The organism is Mycobacterium sp., assembly GCF_035506235.1.
Classification (GTDB): Bacteria; Actinomycetota; Actinomycetes; order Mycobacteriales; family Mycobacteriaceae; genus Mycobacterium.
Map to the genome: position 1 here is coordinate 13,811 of NZ_DATJPU010000248.1, position 20,161 is coordinate 33,971.

Sequence of the window (20,161 nt, forward strand, 5' to 3'; positions counted from 1 at the left end):
GACGCGGTCGCGCCGAGACCGCGCTCAGCGCGCGACCTTGCCGGCCAGCCGCGACCTGTATGCGGGCTCGACACCGCCGGCGCAGGATCGGCGACGGTTAGCGGGCGCGACGCCGTGCCGGACGAGGGTCTGCCGCCGGCGAGCCGCGGAGCGGCGGATGTTGCTGGTGACCAGGCCATGCGGCAGCTCGCCGTGGATGCATTCGTCGGTGACGGGCACCGGTGTCGTCGCGGCGTGGGCGCGGGTGCGGGTGCGGGTGGCGCGAATCGCCTTGGCGGGCCACCAGTTCGCCTTCCCGACCAACGCCGCCAGGGCCGGCACCGTGATCGTGCGGACCACGAAGGTGTCGATCAACAGACCCATGCCGATAATGAACCCGGTCTGCATCATGGTCGACAGGCTGCCGAACAGCAGGCCGAACATCGAGGCGGCGAAGATGATGCCGGCCGAGGTGATGACACCGCCCGTCGAACGGACCGCGCGGATGATGCCGGAGCGGATCCCCACCCGTGACTCCGCACGGATTCGCGTGATCAGTAGCAGGTTGTAGTCGGCGCCGACGGCGACCAGCACGATGAAGGCGGTCGCCTGCACGTTCCAGCAGATCGCCTGATGGAGCACGAACTGGAAGAAGACGACTCCCAGCCCCAGCGCCGACAGATACGAGATCACCACGGAAGCAATCAGATACAGCGGCGCGACGAGAGCGCGGAGCAAGATGACGAGGATGAAGAAAACGACGAGCAGCGTCATGACGACGATCAGCCGGAAGTCGTCGTTGTAGTAGCTGCGCAGCGTGCTGTACATCGGCGTCATGCCCACCATCGAGATCGACGCGTCCACAAGGGAGGTGTTGGGCTGCGCGCCGCGTGCCGCGGCGAGAATCGATGCCACCTGATCCATCGCGCCGGCGCTGAAGGGGTCGAATTTCGTTTCGACCAGGTAGCGCACCGAATGCCCATCGGCCGAGATGAACATCTTCGCGACGTTCTTGAAGTCGTCCGACGTGAGCACCTGGGGCGGGATGTACATGCCCGCCATGGAAGGCCCCGTGGCGTCGCGCTTCATCGACAGCAGGTACCCGGCCGCCTGGTTCATCCCGAGGCCCATCTTCTTGGTCTGGTCGACGAGCATCCGCACGCCGTCGGCCAGCCGCCGGCTGCCGTCGGCCAACTGGTCGGCGGCTGCCTGCATCTGCGCAACCTTCTGCTGCATGCCCGCGGCGCTGGTGCCCGCGGCCCGCAAACCGGTGCTGGCCGTTGCCAACAGCGCGGTCAGGTTCTGCACCCCCGCCTGTATGCCGTCGACCGAGGGGCGCGTGGTCAAACCGCCGAACATCGGGCCCGCCGCCGCGGCCACGCCGTTGACCAGCGTCGACACCGACCCGTTCGCGAGGCCGCGCATGTTGTCCAGCATGTTGGCCGCCGCGGCGAGGGGCTGCTGCGCCTGGTTGAGCGTCGCGGCGAGCTGGGTGACAGGTCCGACGGCGCCACGGATTTGGTCGCGAACCTGGGCCAGACTTGCCGCCAGCCGGTTGGCGCCGTCGGTCAGCGCGTCGAGGTCGCCGGTCCTGTCGCTGATCTGGGTCGAGGCGTCCTGCAGCTTGGATCCGACCTCTCCGGCCTGGAAGCTGAGCTTGGCCTGGTCGAGCGGCCGGCCGGTGGGCCGCGTGATGCCGCGCACCGCAGCGATATCGGGCAGCTGAGACACCCGTTGCGCCATCTGGTCGAGGTCGGCGAGGCCCCTCGAGGTCCGCAGGTCTTGCGGCGAGCGGACGTAGATGTATTGCGGCAGCAGCGCACTCGTCGAAAAGTGATCCGCCATCGTCGAAAAGCCGACGTTGCTCGGCGCCGACTGCGGCAGTTGCAGGCGGTCGTTGAACGTGGGCTGCAGGAAGAATGCGCAGCCGGCCAGCGCGACCAGGAGCGAAAGGCTGATCAGCAGATGCGTTTTGGGCCGGCGGACCAACTGAACGGCGGATCGCTGCCACATGCGGCCGGTGAGCCCGGGCCGTGGCGCCACCCAGCCGCGCCGACCGGCGAGCACGAGGATGGCCGGCAACAGGGTGACGGCGGCGAGGAACGCGATCCCGATCGAAATCGCCAGCGCCGGGCCGATACTCGTGAACGCGGGCAGGCGGGTGAAGACCATGCCGAGGAAGGTGACGGCGACGGTGGCCGCCGAGGCCGCGATGACCTCGCCGATGGAGCTCAGCGCTTGTTGCACGGCCAGGTCGGAGTCGGTGCCGGAGCGGACGTACTCGTGGTAGCGGCTGATCAAGAAGACGGCATAGTCGGTGCCGGCGCCCATGATCATGGCGGTCATCAACACGATCGTCAGCGACGACACCCCGAGCCCGACCTGAACCAGCCCGGACACCACACCCTGCGCCGAGGTGACCGAGATCCCGAGGGTGATCAACGGCACCAACACGGTCACCGGCCGCCGGTAGATCACCAGCAGGATGAGCAGCACCAGCACGATGGTGACCATCTCGATCACGTGCGCGTCACGGGTGCTCACGATCGTCAGGTCGCCGGCCAGGGCGCCCTGCCCCGTGATCTCCGCCGTGAGCGGGGAGGCGATCCCCGAGGCTAGGGTGGACCGCTTGGCGATCTCGGTGATCCGCTGGTAGGCCCGCAACGACTCGGGCGACCCGGCGGGCGCGCGCAGGTTCACCGCCATGTAGAACGCCTTGTTGTCCGCGCTGACCAGCAGGGGACGCAGAGCCGGCGTCGTGACGACGTCCTGCACGGCGGTCACATCCCCGGTGTCGCCGCGCAGGGTGGCGGCCAGCTTGCTGTAGACCTCGTTGTCGCCGGGCTGCAGACCCCGGTTGTCAGTCAGGACGACGACCAGGACGTTCTGTGCGGATTCACCGAAATCCCTCGCCATCTGCTCGGCCGCGGCCATCGCCTTGGGCGGCAGCGGCTGCAGCGGCCGACCCTCCACCACCTTCGTCAGCGGGGGGACCGCCACGGCCAACACGGCGACCAGCACGGCCCAGGCGGCGACGACGAACCAGGGCGCGCGCACGACGAATCGGCCCAGCAGCGAGAACGCACCGGCTCGCATCCCGGGGGTTGCCGAGGGGTCTGGGGCGGCGGACTTGAACATGGTGAAACCCTTCACATCTGCGGATTCGCTTCGGTTACAGGGAACTTATGGCGCCGCCCGCATCACTGTCTCCCTTGTCGGCGATAGTCGAAATTAGCGACGATTCCCCGGTTTTGCGCGTTGTGCTCGCCTCGCGACTACCCCGCCGCACCCGCCGGCTCGGGGCATGGCCAGCCGATCGTGGCGGTCAGCGCGAAGTCGCTCAGGGCACGCGAAAGAGCCTGCCGTAGAGCCTCATTCGAGTTCGGACGGCCCGGCTGGTACGCAACGACGGAGACGAAAACCTGTCCGCTCGCCCGTCCCGAGGCCAGGGACAACATTCCGCCGAACCGGTCCATGATCGCCGTGCTGACGTCGGGGTGGGGAGCCTTGATGGCGAACTCGTCGGCCCGCGTGCCGTCCGGCCGGTAGGCGTCCGGGTCGATCACGCCGATGTTGGAGGAGACGACCGCGGTGGGACTGCCGGCGGCCACCCCGACGATCCGCCTGACCAGCCGCTGCGGCATCAGCGGAACGAGGGGCAGCAATTCCCGCCGGTTGTCGGTGACGTCCCGACGCCGGATCAGCGCCTGCTTGGTCGCGCCGCGGATCTCTCGCAGGTCGGTCGCCGCGCGAGCGGGGTCGACGGTGATGTCGACGTTGGCGACGGCGTTGGCGCGGGTCTCGTCCGCGGTGCGCTCGTTCACGGGGATCCCCAGGGTGACCGAGCCGTCGGGAGTGACGCGTCCCACGCGCTGCGCGAGCCGGGCCGCCAGGCCCGCGAGGAGGCTGTTGCTTGTTCCCCCGAGCGCCTCGGCGCGGGCGTCCCACTCGCCGGCGTCGACGAAGATCGTTTCCGTTGGCAGCGCGATGGATTCGTCGGGGCCGGCGGACGACGCCGGTGGCGGGCCGGCCTGGACCGAGCCGTCGTGCTCGGGCCGCGCGAGCCGTGCGGCGGCGACTGCTGCCTTCAGGGCGCGGCCGATGTCCGGGAGGTCGCGCGCGGCTTGGCTGGCGTCCTCGCGCAGCGCTTGCCACCGCCGGCGGGACCCGGCGGCGGGCCAGTCGATCGGGTCGTGACGCCCCAGGGCGGCGTCAGCCAGGGCGTCGCACAACCCGATGCCATCGGTGAGAGTGTGCGGGACGACCAGACTCACCCCGGCGCCCCCGTCGGTGAACGGCAGCACCGCCAGGTGCCAGCCGGGCCCGCGCTCGACGTCCAGGGCCGTCGCGGCCTGCTCGCGCAGCCAGGCGTCGAATTCCTCGCGCGGCTGCGGCGTCGCGACGATCTCGAGGTCGCTCTGAGCGCCGGCCGAGACCCAGCGATGCCGGCCGAACGGCAGGGCCGAGCGCTCGATCCGGCGCGACAGCCGTCCCCGCCGCAGGTTGTGGTGAAACCGGCGCAGGCCGTCGAGGTCGATCGCGCGGTCGTACACCCAGATGCACTGCAGCTGGCCGAGGACTTTCGTCGCCCGCTCCAGCGTGGCGAAGGTCTGGTCGAAAAGGTCGAGTGTGGTGTTCATCTGCTTGAAGTTCCTTTGTCTATCGGGCCGCGAGGACGGGGGCCGCCCAGCCGCTGGTTGCGTTGAGTGAGAAGTCGTGCAATGCGCTCGAAAGGGCTTGCCGCAGAGCATCCTTGGAGTTGCGCCGCCCCGGCTGGTACGCCTGGACGGAGACGAAGACCTGCCCGTGCACACGCGCCGACAGCAGGGCCAGCACGCCGCCGGTCCGTTCCATCGTCGCCTTGGTCATGCCCGGGTACAGCGAGGTCACGGAGACGTAGTCGGCGTCGGTGCCGTCCGGTCGGTTGACCTCCGCGGGGGCGGCGCCGAGGTTGGAGGAGACGACGCCGGTCGCATTGCCGGTGGCCACGCCCACGCACCGCTTGGCGACCCGCTTGGGCAGCAGTGGAACCAGGGGCAGCAGCGCCTCCCGCTCGTCCGACGCCTCCTGGCGGTGCATCAGCGCTTGCTTGATCGCGGCGCGGATCTCGCGCAGGTCGGTCGCCGCAGGCGCGGGGTCGACCGTGACGTCCACGTTGGCGACGGCGTTGGCGCGGGTGTCGTCCGCGGTGCGCTCGCTGACGGGGATCGCCAGGGTGACCGAGCCGTCGGCGCCGACCCGTCCCACTCGCTGGGCGAGCCGGGCCGCCAGCCCCGCGAGCAGCGCGTTGCTGGTCCCGCCGAGCGCCTCGGCGCGCGCGTCCCACTCGTCGGCGTCGAGGAAGACCGTCGTCGTCGGGATGGTGACGGGCTCGTCCGCGCCGGTGGGCGGTGCGGCGGTGGGGCCGGCCTGTTCGGCGCCGCCCTCGCGCCGTGCGCGTCGTGCCTCGCCGGCCGCGGCGATTGCGGCTTTCACCGCGCGCCGGATGCCCGGCAGGTCGCGCGCGGTTTGGCGGGCGTCCTCGCGCAGGGCCTGCCACCGGCGGCGCGAACCGGCGGCGGGCCAGTCGATGGCGCTGTCGTAGCCGCAGGCCGCTTCCACCACCGCCAGGCAGCCGGCCATGCCGTCGGCGAGGCTGTGCAGGGCGACCAGGCTTACCCCGGCGCCGCCGTCGGTGAACGGGAGCACCGCGAGGTGAAACCCCGGCCCGCGCTCGGCGTCCAGGGGGGTCGCCGCCTGCTCGCGCAGCCAGGCGTCGAACTCTTCGCGCGGCCGCGGCGTCGCGACGATCTCGAGCTCGGACTCGTCGGTGGGCGCGACCCAGCGGTGGCGGCCGAACGGCAGGGCCGAGCGTTCGATGCGGCGCGCCAGCCGGCCCCGCTGCAGGTGGCGGTGGAACCGGCGCAGGCCGTCGAGGTCGATCGCGCGGTTGTACACCCAGACGCACTGCCCCACGCTGGTGACCCCGGTCGCCTCCTCGAAGCGGAAGATGGTCTGGTCGAACAGGTCGAGTACGTTGGTCATTTTCTTGGTCCTTTCCTGTCAGGGTTTGTCAGAGGGTTTTCAGCGGCGGACGGCGGGGACGCCGTGGGGCGAATTGGCGTGATGCGCAACGACATCCACCCAGTCGCGGTTCGCCTTGACGGCGTAGGAGAACGCCTGGGTCAGGGCCGCCAGGTAGCGGTGCACCGACTTGCGGGCCTGCGCGTTGTCAGGGAATGAGATCGTCGCGGTGGTCTTGTCGGTCTGACGGTTGATCCACAGGTTGATTCCGCCGTGGGACAGGTTGTCGGCGTAGGTGCCCCAGTTGGTTTCTTCGAAGAGGCTGAAGGCGGGGATCTTCCGAAAGTCCATGAAGGACACCATCATTGCCCGGTAGTCGGGTGGCTCGATGCCCAACTTCAGCGGAGCCGCCAGCTCGAGCGCGCGTTCGACGGGCACGTCGGCAAGGGCCTTGGCGGCGTTGAACGACTCCTGGGCCGCCCGGGCCGCCTCGGCGAAGGTGGCGGTGCAGATCGGCACGCTGACCGGGACCAGGTTGGCGAACCACCCCACGGTCATCGAGTCGACGCCAGGTGTGCGCGTGTCGTACGGCGTGAAACCGTGATACGTTGCGGCGCCGGTGAACTCGTGCTCGGCGAAGGCGGCGCAGGCCAGCACTCCCCCGCTGAACCGGGCGCCGGCCGCGTGGCAGGCGATCTCGAAGGACTCCGTGTCGGCGGCGTCCAGCAGGTCGACCGTCACGAAGGTGCCCTTGTTGCCGGCACCGCCGTCACCGACCGGGAGCGGGAAGGTCGGCCACTGGCCCCCAGTGTCGCACGCGAAGTCGATCCAGGCCTTGACCTCCGGCGAGGACAGCGTCAACTCCGCGAGTCCGTCGCGCTGGCGCGCGGCGTAGCTGCGGTAGCTCGCCAGCTGTGGGAGCGCGACGGCCTCGGCCCCGGTCTGCGACAGGTGCAGGTACATCATGTGGACGTCGAAGAAGATCAGGCCGGCCGACATCCCGTCGATGTGCAGGTGGTCGACGCTGGCGTAGAAGGTGAAGTAGTCGGCGTGCTGAACGATGCCGAACGTGAAGCAGTCCCACTCGAGCGTCCCCGGCGTCGTCGTCAGGGCGTGCGTGCGAACCTGCTCGGCGTCCATGTTCCCGAATTCGATGGGCACCAGGTCGATGGCCATGGGGTCCTCGATCGTGCGGCGGACGATGAGGCCGTCCTCGAACTGGAACCAGTCCTGGTAGGCGTCGTGGCGGCGGACGTGCGCGTTGATCGTCGCCGTCATCGCCGGGATGTCGCATGCGCCCGGGATGTCCCACGCCACGACCATCAGCCGGGGCAGCTGCGCGCCCCGCCCCGCGGCGTCGTGGGCGGCCCGCAGGTGGCGGGCCCGCTGGTAACTCGGCGCCAAGTCGCTGCGTGGCGCGTTGAGCGCCGCAGCGCGTGCGGCGGCTGAGGCTCGCCACGTGACGACCGGCCCCTCGCCCGGCTGCCACCCGTTGATGCTTCCCAGTGCGACCATTCTCCCCGACCCCGTTCTGTGTCATGCCGCAATGTCGTGCCGTGGCGCGAAAGAGTCTCGCGAAAGTCGTTCGTGCGAGCTTTATTTCGGTTTCGCGCGGCGATCGTGCGGGCGATGCGGTTATCTGCTGAAACCGAAGTTACGGCGCGGCGGCGGCGGTGTCGCTCTTGTGGGCGATAGTCGAAATAAGCGACGATTACCCGGTTTTGCGCATTGTGCTCAGGAGGTGTGGCGTCGCCTCATTCGCTTAACGCCGTCGGCTCCATCGGCTGGATCGCATCGCGGGGCTCGCGTCGTCAGTCGAGGAGGAGCGTGAGGAGGCCGAGGGCGAGCGCCGCGAGCCGCCACCAGGCGAGCGGCTGCTATAGCCCAGGCTGGTCGTCGATGATGCCCAGCCAGATCTGTGCCACGTCGATGGCCACCTTCTCGCTGATGAACGCGTGCTGGGTTCCCGTGTACATGTCGCGGAAGGCGCGCTCCAGGCGGCTGCCCTCGCGGATGGAGCTGGTGCCCGCCACCAGATGCGCCCACTCGGCGCAGGCCCGCGCCGTGTCGGTCGCATAGACGGCGGCCACCCGCATGTCGGCGCGCAGGGCCGGTGTCAGGTCGTCGCCGGCCGCGACGGCCGCCTCGGCGGTGGTGAACGCGTCGAGCACCAGCAGGCGCGCGGCGCGCCAGGCCGCCCGATGGTGCGCCAGCCCTTTCTGGAACGTCGGGCGGCTGGCCAGCGAGGCCATGTCGCTCATCCGGAACTTCGTCGCGGCCAGTTCCTGGACGTCGTCGAGCATGCTCTTGGCGACGCCGAGCGCCCACGACGCGTGGCCGGCGGCGGTCACGGGCATCAGCCCCATCCGGGTGGCCGGAGACGCGCCGCGGTGCGGCTCCCGGACGAACAGCTCGAAGGTGCGGCCGGCGGGCACGAACACGTCCCGGGCGCTGTAGTCGTAGGAGCCGGTTCCCTTGAGGCCCTGGACGTGCCAGCCGTCGTCGAAGCTGATCTGGTCCCGAGGAATCACGGCGACGCGCATCTCCGGGAAGCCCTCACTGATCCAACGCATTTCGCCGTTGTCCATCGGCAGGAACCCGGCCGCGATGTATTGGGAGTGGCCGATGCCGGAGCCGAAGTTCCACGCCCCGGTAACCCGATAACCGCCGTCGACCGCGCTGCCCTGACCGTTGGGAAAGAACTGGCCGCCCAGGGTGACGCGGTTGCCGTGCGCCGTGAACACCTCCGCGAACCCGTCGTCGGGCAGGTACGCCGCGGCGGCGAAGGAGGACGGCAGGTTGGCGATGCCGATCCACCCGAATGATGCGTCCTGCCAAGCCATTTCGATCCAGGTTTCGATCATCTCGGTGAACGACGGCTCGACGCCGCCGGCCGCCGCGGGGTTGAACGCGGACATCAGGCCACTGGCCCACATCTCGTCGACGATCGCCGGGGTGAGCGTGCGCGCCCGCTCGGATTCGGCGGCTTCGGCCCGAACCAGGTCCCGCATGCCGCGGGCCAGCGAAACCACCCGGTCATCCGTGTCGGCTAACGACGTCATCGGCGTTTCCCATCGTCGGTTGCGGTATCCGGCATCAGCGGGGCGTCAGGGGAGAACACTGATACCGGTGACCGTAGTTAATACCATCGCGACCGCCGTCGTCGTAGTACTCGGCCTGCACATCGTCACAAAGTTCGCCTTCTTCGCGCTGCCCTACCGTCGGCGCCGCGCGCTGCTGGACAAACAGTACGGCGGCAAGGCCTCGGCCACCACCACGTCCGACGTCGTGCTGATGGCCTTCACCATGGCGATCGCCGCGCTGTTGTTGTGGCGCGGCGTCGACCCGGTGAGCTTTCTGGGCGGGCTCTGGGTCGGCGCGACGCTGATCCAGCTGTACTTCCACCGGTTCCATCGCCCGGTGGCCCCCGAGCGCGCCGCCCCGCCGCCGACATCGCCGCTGAAGGAGGTGTCCTACGCCATCCAGGATGCGCCGTGGCGACCGTGGCCCCAATTGCTGACGCTGACCGCGCTCGTCCTGGTCAGCCTTGCCCAGTTGGCCTGGAAATGACTGCCCTCCAACCGGTCTGCCCTACCGTGTGTCTGTGCGGTGGATCGTCGACGGCATGAACGTGATCGGGAGTCGCCCCGACGGGTGGTGGAAGGACCGTGGCCGCGCCATGGTCGGGCTGGTGGAAAGTCTCGACCGATGGGCATTGAAGCAAGGAGAGCGCGTGACCGTGGTGTTCGAGCGCCCGCCGGCCACCGCCCTCGCCTCGGCGGTGGTCGAGGTGGCGTATGCCCCCAGGCCGGCCGCGAACTCGGCCGACGACGAGATCGTCCGGCTGGTGCAGGCCGACGCCCGGCCGCACGAGATTCGGGTGGTGACGTCGGACAAAGGGCTGACCGATCGGGTCGCGGCGTTGGGCGCTTCCGTCTATCCCGCAGCGGCCTTCCGCGACCTGATCGACCCGCGCGGCTGATGGCCGCAGACGCGGCAAAGCGACGGCGTCAGCCCACCGCCGCCAGCGCCGCGTCGTAGTCGGGCTCCTGCGCGATCTCGGGCACCAACTCCGTGTACGCGACGTTGCCGTCGGCGCCGACCACGACCACGGCGCGGGCCAGCAGTCCGGCCATGGGGCCGTCGACGATGCTGACGCCGTAGTCCCGGCCGAAGCTGTCGCGGAACGCCGATCCCGTCTTGACGTTCTCGATGCCCTCCGCGCCGCAGAATCGCGCCTGCGCGAACGGCAGGTCGTTCGACACGCACAACACGGACGCGCCGCTGTCGGCGGCGCGCTGGTTGAAGGTCCGCACGCTCGTCGCGCACACCGGTGTGTCGATGGACGGAAAGATGTTCAGCACCACGGGCTTACCGCTGAACTGGTCGTTGCTGACGGTGCCCAAGTCCGTGCCGACCAAGGTGAAGGCCGGGGCCGGCGATCCGACGGCAGGAAGCTCGCCGACGGTGTTGATCGGGTTTCCATGCAGGGTTATCTGTGCCATGGGCACAGTCTGCCAAGGACGCTGCGGACGCTTGGGGTCAGGTCCGCATGTCCTAATTCGTGGGGTACCAGGCGTAGACGCCATGGCGGGGTGTGACCAAGACTGGATTCATGACTCGCAGGGTTGTGATCGTCGGCTTTCCCGGCGTTCAGGCGCTCGACGTGGTGGGCCCCCACGACGTGTTCACCGGTGCATCGCTGCTGACCGGCGGTGGCTACGAGGTCGCGATGGCGTCGGTGGACGGCCGGCCCGTGACCACCGCCACCGGCCTGGCCTTCCTGACCGAGCCGCTGCCCGACCCGAGCGAAGCGATCGACACCGTCGTGCTGCCCGGCGGCGGCGGTGTCGACGAGGCGCGATCCGATCCCGAGCTGGTGGGCTGGATCAAAAGGGTCACCGGAAGCGCCCGCCGCGTGGTCAGCGTCTGCACGGGCGCTTTCCTCGCCGCCGAGGCGGGGCTGCTGGACGGCCGGCGGGTGACCACGCACTGGGCGTTCGCCGGGCGGCTGGCCCGGGAGTTCCCCGCCGTCGACGTCGACCCGGACCCGATCTTCGTGCGCAGCTCGGACACGGTGTGGACGGCCGCGGGCGTCACCGCCGGAATCGATCTGGCGCTGTCGCTGGTCGAGGACGATTACGGCACCGAAGTCGCGCAGACGGTCGCGCGCTGGCTGGTGCTCTACCTGCGCCGCCCGGGCGGGCAGACCCAATTCGCGGCGCCGGTGTGGATGCCGCGGGCCAAACGGACCTCTATTCGCCAGGTGCAGGAGGCCATCGAGAGCGAACCCGGCGGGCAGCACAGCATCGGGGACCTGGCCCGCCGCGCGGCGATGAGCCCGCGCCATTTCACGCGGGTCTTCACCGACGAGGTGGGTGAGGCGCCGGGCCATTACGTCGAACGCATCCGCACCGAAGCCGCGCGCCGTCAGCTGGAGGAGACCGACGACACCGTCGTCGCCATCGCGGCCCGGTGCGGCTTCGGGACCGCGGAAACGATGCGGCGCAACTTCATTCGGCGCGTCGGCATTTCACCGGATCAGTACCGCAAGGCTTTTGCCTGATGAGAAAGGAAACCCACCGATGACCCAAATCGCAATCGTGGCCTACCCCGGATTCACCGCGCTGGACATGATCGGCCCGTACGAGGTGCTGCGAAACCTGCCTGGCGCCGACGTGCGATTCGTGTGGCACGAATCCGGACCGATCACCGCCGATTCCGGCGTGCTGGTCATCGGCGCCACCCACTCGCTGGCCGAAACTCCCTCCCCCGACGTGATTCTGGTGCCCGGCGGCCCGTCGACTCCGGTGCACGCGCGGGACGAGGCGCTGCTCGACTGGCTGCGCCGCGCGCACCGGACCGCCGGCTGGACGACGTCGGTGTGCTCGGGCTCGGTGATCCTGGCGGCCGCCGGCCTGCTCAGGGACCGCCGCGCCACGTCGCACTGGATCGCCCTGCCCGCGCTGAAGGCGTTCGGCGTGATCCCGGTCGCCGACGAGCGGATCGTGCGCGAGGGCGACATCGTCACCTGTGCCGGCGTGTCCGCCGGGATCGACCTCGCGCTGTGGGTGGCCGGCCAGATCGGCGGCGAGGGCCGCGCCAAGGCGATCCAGCTCGCGATCGAATACGACCCGCAGCCGCCGTTCGATTCCGGCCACATGTCCAAGGCGTCGGCGACCACCAAAGCCGCCGCCACGGCGCTGCTGTCCAGGGACAGCGTCAAGCCGGCCAACCTGAAGGCCACCGCGTTGCTGGCCTGGGATCAGGCGCTGAGGGCGGTCCGCTCACGGCGGGGGCGGCTCGCAGCTGCGACGTCAGTCCCGCTCGGCGGTTGATGGGGCGAATCCGTAAAGCGATAGCGCCCGCGGTATTCCTTTAGGTTTGAGGCCGAAACGTTTTCCCCGCACCCACCGCTGAGATGAGACGCTTCAACTCCCGTAGATAGGGTTGTCGGGCCGACCCGCCATCCCCCGACCCTCTCCAGGAGGACCATCATGTGGCGACGTGTGCTATTTGACGCGCTGTATAGCATCGGTCGACCCATCTGGGACATACCCACCCCGCCCGAAGTGCGCGATGTTGTGGAGGGCACATCCGCGCTGCCACCGGGGCGCGCGCTGGATGTGGGATGCGGAACCAGCCCGAACGTGGCGTATCTGGCCCAACACGGCTGGGACGCGACCGGGGTCGACTTCTCCCCTAAGGCGATCCAGCTTGCCAAAAGGAACGCCGGCGGCATCCCGGGCGCCGCGTTCGTCGAGGCTGATGTGACCAGGCTATCCGCTTCCGGTATCGCAGGACCCTTCGACCTTGTCATTGACAACGGCTGCTATCACTCACTGTCGCCCGACGGTAGGGCCGCCTACGCGCCCGAACTGGCCGCCGTCATGAAACCCGGTGCCCTGCTGATGATGTGGGAGGGCATCATGGTCGCCGACAACGAGATCTCGAACCGATTTCAAGACGAATTCGCCATCGAGCGAATCGAGCACAAAAGCTTTCCGATCCAGCGGTTCGGGCTGAAATTCACCAAGAAGAAGGCCAACTGGTACTGGCTACGCCGACTGGGCGAACATGATGGACGCCAAACATGACAACGCCTAAGGGGTTCTTTCGCAAATCGGTGCCATCACTTGATGAAACCGTCTGGGGTGGCTGGACAGACAGCTGCCCGACGGCACGGAAAATCTTCTGAGCTACACCCTGCCGGTATCCGCTGGGGCAGCTAGGCAATGGCGAGCAGGCGTTTCCTAGCAATCCAGTAGTCGATATGGCTCATGGTCATGGCTAACGCGTCCCCAGAAAAGACGAGGTGGTCGGAGCGGGGAATTTCCACATAGGTCCGAGTTGCTGACCTGTTCGACCATGACGGTTGAGCCTTCGCTGAACAGCAGCCTCACTTCGACCTGCGCGCCTCCGACCGCCTTGAGCTGGGTGGCAAGCTCGGACTTGATCGCGTCCACACCACGCCGCACTCCTTGCGGGCCGTCTACCCACACGGCGTCGGCGTGGAAGAAACCGCCCAGTTTCTCTGGCTGGGGATCGGTCCACGCGGCAAAGAACTTGCGTACCAACGATTCCGGCGAATCGCTCATCGAGAGCACCTACTGTTGAGGACCGGTCGGCTGGGGTTGCAGGATTTCGTCCGACGCGAGCCGGCCGCCGGCCTGCAGCCACGCGGCGACGGCCCGGGGCGCGTCCCGGTTGGGGTTGTAGATGTCCTCCTCGCTGGAGAACAGGCCGTTGCCGGCGTACACGAGCCGCGTCCAGTTGGGGAACCAGAACGGCTCGCCGTTGGGGTCGGTCGGGTGGTCGAGGAGATTTTTGATCATGATGACGATGGCGTCGTTGTCGTCGTCGTAGGCGATCCAGTCGCTCGGAAAGCGCATGTGCGGGAACGGCGCCATCACCGCGACGATCCAGTCCCGCACCGCCTCGCGGCCGTGGAATACGCCGTAGTGATGCTCGGTGTAGACGACGTCCTCGGTGAAGAGATCGGCGAACGGTCGCCAGTCGCCCGAGGTGCTGCATCCCTCGACGACGGTCGTGTAGTTGTCGACGGCTCGCTCGATTTCGGCCCTGCTGAATTTGCCCATGGCGGACACACTAGAACGTGTGTCGATTCAAGGTGACTGTCTGAATGGGGATATTCGATGAGCGTGCTGAACTTGTTCGACTTGCGCGGCAAGAGGGCCCTGGTGACCGGGGCGTCCAGCGGCATCGGCAAGGAGGTGGCGCTGGCCTACGTCCAGGCGGGCGCGAAAGTGGCCATCGCGGCACGACATTCCGAGCGCTTGGAGGACGTCGCCAAAGAGCTCACGGCGGCGGGCGGCCGGGTCGTGCCCGTTTCTTGTGACGTGACGCGGCCGGACCAGGTCGACGGGATGGTGGACCGGGTGACCGCGGAGCTGGGTGGCATCGACATCGCGGTGTGCAATGCCGGGATCATCACCGTCACACCGATGCTGGACATGCCGCCGGAGGAGTTTCAGCGCATCCAAGACACCAACGTGACGGGGGTGTTCCTCACCGCCCGGGCCGCGGCGCGGGCGATGGTCCGGCAGGGGCGGGGCGGGGTCATCATCACCACCGCCTCGATGTCGGGCCACATCATCAACATCCCGCAGCAGGTCGGCCACTACTGCGCCTCCAAGGCGGCGGTCATCCACCTGACCAAGGCCATGGCCGTCGAGTTTGCGCCGCACCAGATCCGGGTCAACAGCGTCAGTCCCGGCTACATCCTCACCGAGCTCGTCGAGCCTTTGGCGGAGTACCACGCCCTGTGGGAGCCGAAGATACCGATGGGCCGCCTGGGCCGGCCCGAAGAACTCGCCGCGCTATACGTGTACCTGGCCGGCGAGGCGTCCAGCTATATGACCGGCTCCGACATCGTCATCGACGGCGGATACTCCTGCCCCTGAAGTGTGGCCATCCGCCGAACAGTCGATCGAAGAGAGCCGGGTGCCGGGATCATCGTGGCACGCCATTGCCGACACGAATGCCCGAATGCGCCAATATGAGTTTGAGAAGTACTACTGGAAACATCGCGCATTTGCGGCTTAAGGTGTCTATTACGGCGGGCGGCTTCGAATGGCCAGCCGCCCAGACAGGTAATGGAGCACAAATGAAGATCACCACGATGATAACGACAGCAGTAGCGGTCGTGGGCATGGCGACGATCGCTTTCACCGGTGCACCGATTGCGAAGTCGGCCTATCCGACCACCGGCAAACTCGGCAGCGAGTTGACGATGACCGACTCGGTTGGCCAGGTGGAACTCGGCTGGACGGTCAGCGATCTGAAATCCAGCACGGATACCATTCCGGGCTACCCCGTGGCGGGCCAGCTCTGGGAGGCCACCGCCACCGTCAAAGCCATCAGGGGTACCGTCACCCCCGCCATCTCGCAGTTCAACGCTCGCACAGCCGGCGGCGTGAACTACCGTGTCCTGTGGCAAGTCGCGAGCCCGAACACGATCAGCGGAGCCACCATCCCGCAGGGCGCGCAATCGACCGGGAAAATCTATTTCGACGTCACCGGCCCAGCGCCGACCATAGTTGCGATGAACAATGGAATGGAAGATTTGCTGGTTTGGGGTCCTTAGAACGGTAGCCCGGCGACTTACGAGCCGTTGATAATCCACTGCCGGGCTTGCTCCACTTGCCCGGCGGGAAAGTGCTGGATCTTGGCCGACACAAAGTGTGAGCCCAGACGCTCGGCCACATCCGCGAGGTGTGAATCGGTGACGACCGCGACCTTTTTGATGTGTTTTTGATGATCCCGAACGAAGCGGAAGTGGGTGACCATCGCTCCGAAACTGTCCCAGCCGGGGAATGATGGCGCGCTGATGATGAGGCCGGCAAGGTCGCCATTGGCCTCGATTTGCGGGTCGACGGCCTTGGCGAGCTCGGTGAAGTCGTTCGTGTCGAGCGCGGACTCCGGGTGCACCAGCAGGATGTTGTGCTCACGGTCCAGGTCGTAGTCGATCATGCCGTCATGATGCTCTGAGCCGCATGCACGGATAAGAGGCGAAAGTCATCCCTCCAGCTGACCGGAGATCCCCCGCTCGATGCCGGCCTGGGTCGTGGACGGCAACACGATGAGGCCGTCGAGTTCTTTACGGGCCAGGTCGAAGGCTTTCTGGCGTTCCTGTGGCGCCGCGGCGGGATCCGCCGCCACCCGCAACAGGCTCTGGGCCCGCGCGATCCGCTGCCGGCCCTCCGGAGAGAAGTCGCTGCGGCGTCTGCGCATCGCCTCGGCCTCGGCGACGTTGAACGCGGTGACGTAGTCCTCGACCGCGGATTGATACCGCGCCGCGGCCTCCCGGTCATGCAGGAGGTCTTCGGCCTTCACCGGGCGCAGGAAGTCCGCTCGGAGCTTGGCTTTGTGGAAGCCGATCGTGAGCGGATCGCGCATGTCGGTCATCAGCGGGAAGTCGAGAAGCTTGGCGACGTCGAGCTCGTACTCGAGCCATCGCGCGTCGGTGCGGCCGTGCTCGTCGATGACGCGTCGGAGCGAACGCCATTGCGCCGCTTGGTTATTGTCATTCCCGGGCGGCGCGCTCACAGCCTCGGCCGGGCGTGTCGGACCCAGACCCCGCGGCTCTTCGGTGCGTCGCTTATTGGCGGTGAACGCCCGCACCGCGGCGATCACCATGCCCGTCAGCGGCAGGATCACGATCAAGAGCTCCGCCAACCGGATGAGCAGACCCACACCGCCAGGATGCCACCCCGGAACGATCTGCCGGGCGCATCATCTGGCGAAGGGCAACGAGATGACGAACACCGCGGCGCTCACCAGAATGATCAACGGCCCGGCCGGTAACCCGGTGACCCGGAACAAGAGGATGCCGGCCACGGCTGACGCGAAACCGATGCCGGTCGCCCCGAGGGTGTACTGCCTGAGGTTGTTGCCGATGTTTCGCGCCGCGGCGGGCGGGATCGCGACGAGCGCCGAAGTCAACAGCCCGCCCACCACCTTCACCCCGAGCGCCACGATGACCGCGATCAAAAACAGGTAGAGCAAGTTGTACCGCCTGACGTTGACTCCCTCGGCGGCGGCGAGTTCCTCCGAGATGTTTCCGAGGACCAGCTTCGGATAGGCGCGATGCACGGCGACTATCACCGCGACCGACGCCACGACGGACAGTGCGGTGTCGACCACGCCGGTCTTCGTGATGTCGCCCACCAGCGCCGCCTCGGCCTGGTCGATGGGCAGAAACAGGAAGGCGACCGCGACGCCGGTGGCGAACACGACGGCGGTCAAGGCTTCCGTCGGCAGCTTCGTCCTCATCTCGAGCAGCCAGATCAACGCGACCCCCACGATGACGAAGGGAAACGCCCCCAGGGACACGTCGAAACCCCACAGCAGCGCAAGGGCGATGCCGGGCAGGGTCAGGTGCCCGAGCGGATCGGCAACCAGAGCCATCCTGCGGCTCACCATCAACGAGCCGAGATATCCCGCGGCGCCGCCGATGAACGTGCCCGACATGACGCTGAGGAACAGTGAATGCATGCGCCGCTACTCGTGCTTGTGCTCGTAGAACTTCACTTCGGCCCCGTACAGCCGCTGCAGGTTCTCCGGTGTCAGCGTCGACACGGGAGGGCCCTGGCAGATCAGCTTCTGGTTCACACACAGCACCGTCGACGAGAGGCGGTGAACCACCGCCAGGTCGTGGGTGACGATGAGCATCGTGAGGTTCCGCTCCCGATGGAGCCTGGCGAGCAAGGCGTAGACGGTCTCCTCGCCGCCGATGTCGACGCCCGTCGTGGGCTCGTCGAACAGCAGGACCTGGGGATCGCCGGCGATGGCCCACGCGATGAGGACGCGCTGGAACTGGCCCGACGACAGGTCACCGATCCGCTTCTTGCCGAGTTCGCCCGGGAGGCCGACGATGCGAAGCATTTCTTCGACGTCGGGTTCCGCGTTCGCCTTGAGGGCGAAGAAGTCCGCGACCGAGAGCGGGATGTCCTTGATGTAGGGCAGGCGCTGCGGAACGTATCCGATGCGTGTGCCCTTCGCCCAGGTGATCGAACCCTGGTGGGGCACAACGCCCAGGAGGGCCCGCAGCAGAACGGTCTTGCCCGCGCCGTTCGGCCCCAAGATGGTCAGGATCTCGCCACGCCGCACGACGAAGGACACGTGCGCGACGACCGCCCGGCCCTCGAGGGTCACCGTGAGGTCCGAGACCCGCAGCACTGGCTCTTCATCCCGCAACATGACCCGCCCAAAATACTGCGTGGAACGGTTCCGTCGCGCGTTCGGCCGGATGGCCGGGACGCTAGCGCACTCCCAGTGTGCCGGTCAGGTATTGGGCGCGGCAGGCCCGGCGGGCCAGTTTGCCGCTGGTGGTGCGCGGGATGGCGCCGGCCGGCAGGAAACGCACCTCGGAGACCGTCACACCGTGCCGGCGCGCCACCGCGTTCCCGATCGCCTCGATCGCGGGTTGGGGATCCGTGCGACTGGTGCCGGCGGCGCGCTCGGCGATGACCACCAACTGCTGGCCGCCACTGGCGGACGGAACGGAGAAGGCGGCCACATAGCCACGGCGAACCATCGGCGAGGCTTCCGCGACGGTGGCCTCGATGTCCTGCGGATAGTGATTGCGGCCCGCGATGGTGACCAGGTCGGCGATTCGGCCCGTGACGTACAGCTCACCGTCGAGGTACACGCCGAGGTCGCCGGTCCGCAGCCAGTTGCCCCCGGCGTTCGAGCCGTCGGCGTGGCCGCCCCGCTCCGGCCGCGACTGCAGCGTGGCGCCGAATGCCCGCCGCGTCTCGTCGGGCAGCCCCCAGTACCCGCGACCCACGTTGTCGCCCTGCAGCCAGATCTCGCCGATATCACCGTCGGGCAGTTCGGATCCGGTATCGGGGTCCACGATGACCGCCCACAGGCTGCGAGCGATCCGGCCGCAGGACACCTGCGGCACGGCTTTGGGGCTGTCCGCCTCGATGCGGACCGCGTGACCGGTGCTCAACTGTTCGCGGTCGAGATAGGCGACCGATGCCTCGGCCGAGGGGTCGATGGTCGCCACGAACAGGGTCGCCTCCGCGATGCCGTACGAGGGCTTGAACGCGGTACGCGGAAGCCCGTAGGGCGCGAAGGCCTTGTTGAAGGTCCGGATCGCGTCGATGCTGACCGGTTCGGAGCCGATGATCATCACCACGTTGCTGAGGTCGACGTCGTCACCGGGCGCGGGCAGGCCGCGCTGAGCCGTCCACTCGTAGGCGAAGTTCGGTGCGGCGGTCACGACCCGGCCCTGCCTCGACCCGGCGGACAGGGCGTGGATCCAGCGCAGGGGCCTGCGGACGAAGGCGGTGGGCGACATCAGGGTGGAGTGCCCGCCGTACACGGCGGGAAAGCCGATCATCGACAGTCCCATGTCGTGGTAGAGCGGTAACCAGCTGACGCCGTGGGTGTTCCGGTCTAGCAGGTCGATCGAGAGGATCATCTGCACGAGGTTGGTGCCGACGGCGCGGTGGGTGATTTCCACGCCGACCGGTGGCCGCGTGGAGCCCGAGGTGTACTGCAGGTGGGAAACGCGGTCGATGTCCAGTTCGACGGGGACGAACAGCTCCCCCGCCGAGTCGGGTATCTGGTCGATGACGATCAGGTGCGGCTTCCGCAAGTCCGGGAGGGTGACCAAGAAGTTCTCCACCGCGTCTTTCGCGGCCGCCGTGGTGAGGACCGCGGCGGGCCGGGAGTCGCGCAGCGCCGTCTCCAGGCGCTCGGCGTGACCGGGCAGTTCGGGTGCGAACAATGGCACCGCGATGGTCCCGGCCTTGATCGCGGCGTAGAAGCCGGCGACGTAGTCGATGCCCTGCGGCGCCAGGATCGCCACCCGGTCGCCGTCGCCGGCGAACTGCTGCACCTGCGCGCCGATGGCCCGCAGTCGAACCCAGAACTGGGCCCAGGTCACTTCGATGGTGTGCCCTTCGGAGCGGGCGTAGTCCAGGTAGCGATAGGCCACGGCGTCACCGACATTGGCGACGTTGCGCTCGATGAGGGAGATCAGGGTGGTGCCCGGCGGCAACGCCACGCCGCCGTCGGCGTCCAGGCAGTCCTCTATCAGCAGCAGGCCCTTTGGAGCCGCGGCGCTGTGCCGGGAACCGAAATCCATGAGCGCAGTGTAGGTGCCCGGCGCGGCCGGTCGGTGGCCCCGGGCGGCGGTCGGGAC

At 68.1% G+C, this 20,161-nt stretch carries 20 protein-coding genes; 7 read left to right on the forward strand and 13 right to left on the reverse strand.

Annotated features, from left to right (window positions below):
- Positions 1 to 24 precede the first annotated feature (24 nt).
- From VMD50_RS22215 to VMD50_RS22235, 5 genes are all read right to left on the reverse strand, one after another.
- Positions 25 to 3,117 carry an MMPL/RND family transporter gene (locus tag VMD50_RS22215; RefSeq protein WP_325430763.1) on the reverse strand — a complete coding sequence of 1,031 codons (3,093 nt, stop codon included), beginning with the start codon at positions 3,115 to 3,117 and terminating at the stop codon, positions 25 to 27.
- A 137-nt stretch (positions 3,118 to 3,254) separates the two neighbouring features.
- On the reverse strand, positions 3,255 to 4,619 hold the full coding sequence (locus tag VMD50_RS22220; protein WP_325430766.1) for a hypothetical protein: 1,365 nt from the start codon (positions 4,617 to 4,619) through the stop codon (positions 3,255 to 3,257).
- Between the two features lie 19 nt (positions 4,620 to 4,638).
- Positions 4,639 to 6,003 carry a hypothetical protein gene (locus VMD50_RS22225; RefSeq protein ID WP_325430768.1) on the reverse strand — a complete coding sequence of 455 codons (1,365 nt, stop codon included), beginning with the start codon at positions 6,001 to 6,003 and terminating at the stop codon, positions 4,639 to 4,641.
- Positions 6,004 to 6,042: 39 nt separating this feature from the next.
- Complete coding sequence (locus VMD50_RS22230; RefSeq protein ID WP_325430770.1) at positions 6,043 to 7,497, reverse strand: condensation domain-containing protein; 1,455 nt, start codon at positions 7,495 to 7,497, stop codon at positions 6,043 to 6,045.
- A gap of 362 nt (positions 7,498 to 7,859) precedes the next feature.
- Complete coding sequence (locus VMD50_RS22235) at positions 7,860 to 9,044, reverse strand: acyl-CoA dehydrogenase family protein (RefSeq protein ID WP_325430772.1); 1,185 nt, start codon at positions 9,042 to 9,044, stop codon at positions 7,860 to 7,862.
- A 67-nt stretch (positions 9,045 to 9,111) separates the two neighbouring features.
- Between VMD50_RS22235 and VMD50_RS22240 the strand changes: the two genes are divergently transcribed.
- Both VMD50_RS22240 and VMD50_RS22245 read left to right on the forward strand, forming a co-directional pair.
- Positions 9,112 to 9,552: a hypothetical protein gene (locus tag VMD50_RS22240; RefSeq protein ID WP_325430774.1), complete on the forward strand. Its 441-nt coding sequence runs from the start codon at positions 9,112 to 9,114 to the stop codon at positions 9,550 to 9,552.
- 34 nt (positions 9,553 to 9,586) lie between these two features.
- Positions 9,587 to 9,964 (forward strand): NYN domain-containing protein, encoded by a 378-nt coding sequence (locus VMD50_RS22245; protein WP_325430776.1) that lies wholly within the window; start codon positions 9,587 to 9,589, stop codon positions 9,962 to 9,964.
- A 28-nt stretch (positions 9,965 to 9,992) separates the two neighbouring features.
- Here the strand turns inward: VMD50_RS22245 and tpx are convergent, their stop codons facing one another.
- Positions 9,993 to 10,487, reverse strand: a complete 495-nt coding sequence (gene tpx, locus VMD50_RS22250; protein WP_325430778.1) for a thiol peroxidase — start codon at positions 10,485 to 10,487, stop codon at positions 9,993 to 9,995.
- A gap of 110 nt (positions 10,488 to 10,597) precedes the next feature.
- On the opposite strand from tpx, the gene VMD50_RS22255 reads away from it, so the two are divergent.
- From VMD50_RS22255 to VMD50_RS22265, 3 genes are all read left to right on the forward strand, one after another.
- Positions 10,598 to 11,548 carry a GlxA family transcriptional regulator gene (locus VMD50_RS22255; RefSeq protein ID WP_325430780.1) on the forward strand — a complete coding sequence of 317 codons (951 nt, stop codon included), beginning with the start codon at positions 10,598 to 10,600 and terminating at the stop codon, positions 11,546 to 11,548.
- 19 nt (positions 11,549 to 11,567) lie between these two features.
- Positions 11,568 to 12,320 carry a DJ-1/PfpI family protein gene (locus VMD50_RS22260; protein ID WP_325430782.1) on the forward strand — a complete coding sequence of 251 codons (753 nt, stop codon included), beginning with the start codon at positions 11,568 to 11,570 and terminating at the stop codon, positions 12,318 to 12,320.
- Between the two features lie 159 nt (positions 12,321 to 12,479).
- Positions 12,480 to 13,079: a class I SAM-dependent methyltransferase gene (locus VMD50_RS22265; protein ID WP_325430784.1), complete on the forward strand. Its 600-nt coding sequence runs from the start codon at positions 12,480 to 12,482 to the stop codon at positions 13,077 to 13,079.
- 156 nt (positions 13,080 to 13,235) lie between these two features.
- On the opposite strand, the gene VMD50_RS22270 is transcribed toward VMD50_RS22265, so the two are convergent.
- Positions 13,236 to 13,580: a nuclear transport factor 2 family protein gene (locus tag VMD50_RS22270; protein ID WP_325430786.1), complete on the reverse strand. Its 345-nt coding sequence runs from the start codon at positions 13,578 to 13,580 to the stop codon at positions 13,236 to 13,238.
- Positions 13,581 to 13,589: 9 nt separating this feature from the next.
- Entirely contained in the window at positions 13,590 to 14,081 is a 492-nt protein-coding gene (locus VMD50_RS22275; protein ID WP_325430788.1) for a nuclear transport factor 2 family protein, read from the reverse strand.
- 57 nt (positions 14,082 to 14,138) lie between these two features.
- Between VMD50_RS22275 and VMD50_RS22280 the strand changes: the two genes are divergently transcribed.
- Positions 14,139 to 14,906 carry an SDR family oxidoreductase gene (locus VMD50_RS22280; protein WP_325430790.1) on the forward strand — a complete coding sequence of 256 codons (768 nt, stop codon included), beginning with the start codon at positions 14,139 to 14,141 and terminating at the stop codon, positions 14,904 to 14,906.
- A gap of 203 nt (positions 14,907 to 15,109) precedes the next feature.
- A complete protein-coding gene (locus VMD50_RS22285) occupies positions 15,110 to 15,589 on the forward strand; it encodes an MPT63 family protein (protein ID WP_325430792.1) in 480 nt (159 codons plus the stop codon).
- A gap of 17 nt (positions 15,590 to 15,606) precedes the next feature.
- Here the strand turns inward: VMD50_RS22285 and VMD50_RS22290 are convergent, their stop codons facing one another.
- The 5 genes from VMD50_RS22290 to VMD50_RS22310 all read right to left on the reverse strand — a co-directional run bounded on the left by VMD50_RS22290 (position 15,607) and on the right by VMD50_RS22310 (position 20,104).
- Entirely contained in the window at positions 15,607 to 15,975 is a 369-nt protein-coding gene (locus tag VMD50_RS22290; protein WP_325430795.1) for a SpoIIAA family protein, read from the reverse strand.
- A gap of 45 nt (positions 15,976 to 16,020) precedes the next feature.
- The gene (locus VMD50_RS22295) at positions 16,021 to 16,698 is read right to left on the reverse strand and encodes a hypothetical protein (RefSeq protein WP_325430797.1); all 678 of its coding nucleotides are present in this window, start codon (positions 16,696 to 16,698) and stop codon (positions 16,021 to 16,023) included.
- A gap of 39 nt (positions 16,699 to 16,737) precedes the next feature.
- Positions 16,738 to 17,499: a metal ABC transporter permease gene (locus VMD50_RS22300; RefSeq protein WP_325430800.1), complete on the reverse strand. Its 762-nt coding sequence runs from the start codon at positions 17,497 to 17,499 to the stop codon at positions 16,738 to 16,740.
- Positions 17,500 to 17,505: 6 nt separating this feature from the next.
- Complete coding sequence (locus VMD50_RS22305; RefSeq protein ID WP_325430802.1) at positions 17,506 to 18,183, reverse strand: metal ABC transporter ATP-binding protein; 678 nt, start codon at positions 18,181 to 18,183, stop codon at positions 17,506 to 17,508.
- A gap of 82 nt (positions 18,184 to 18,265) precedes the next feature.
- Positions 18,266 to 20,104 (reverse strand): fatty acyl-AMP ligase, encoded by a 1,839-nt coding sequence (locus tag VMD50_RS22310; RefSeq protein ID WP_325430804.1) that lies wholly within the window; start codon positions 20,102 to 20,104, stop codon positions 18,266 to 18,268.
- Between the last annotated feature and the right edge of the window lie 57 nt (positions 20,105 to 20,161).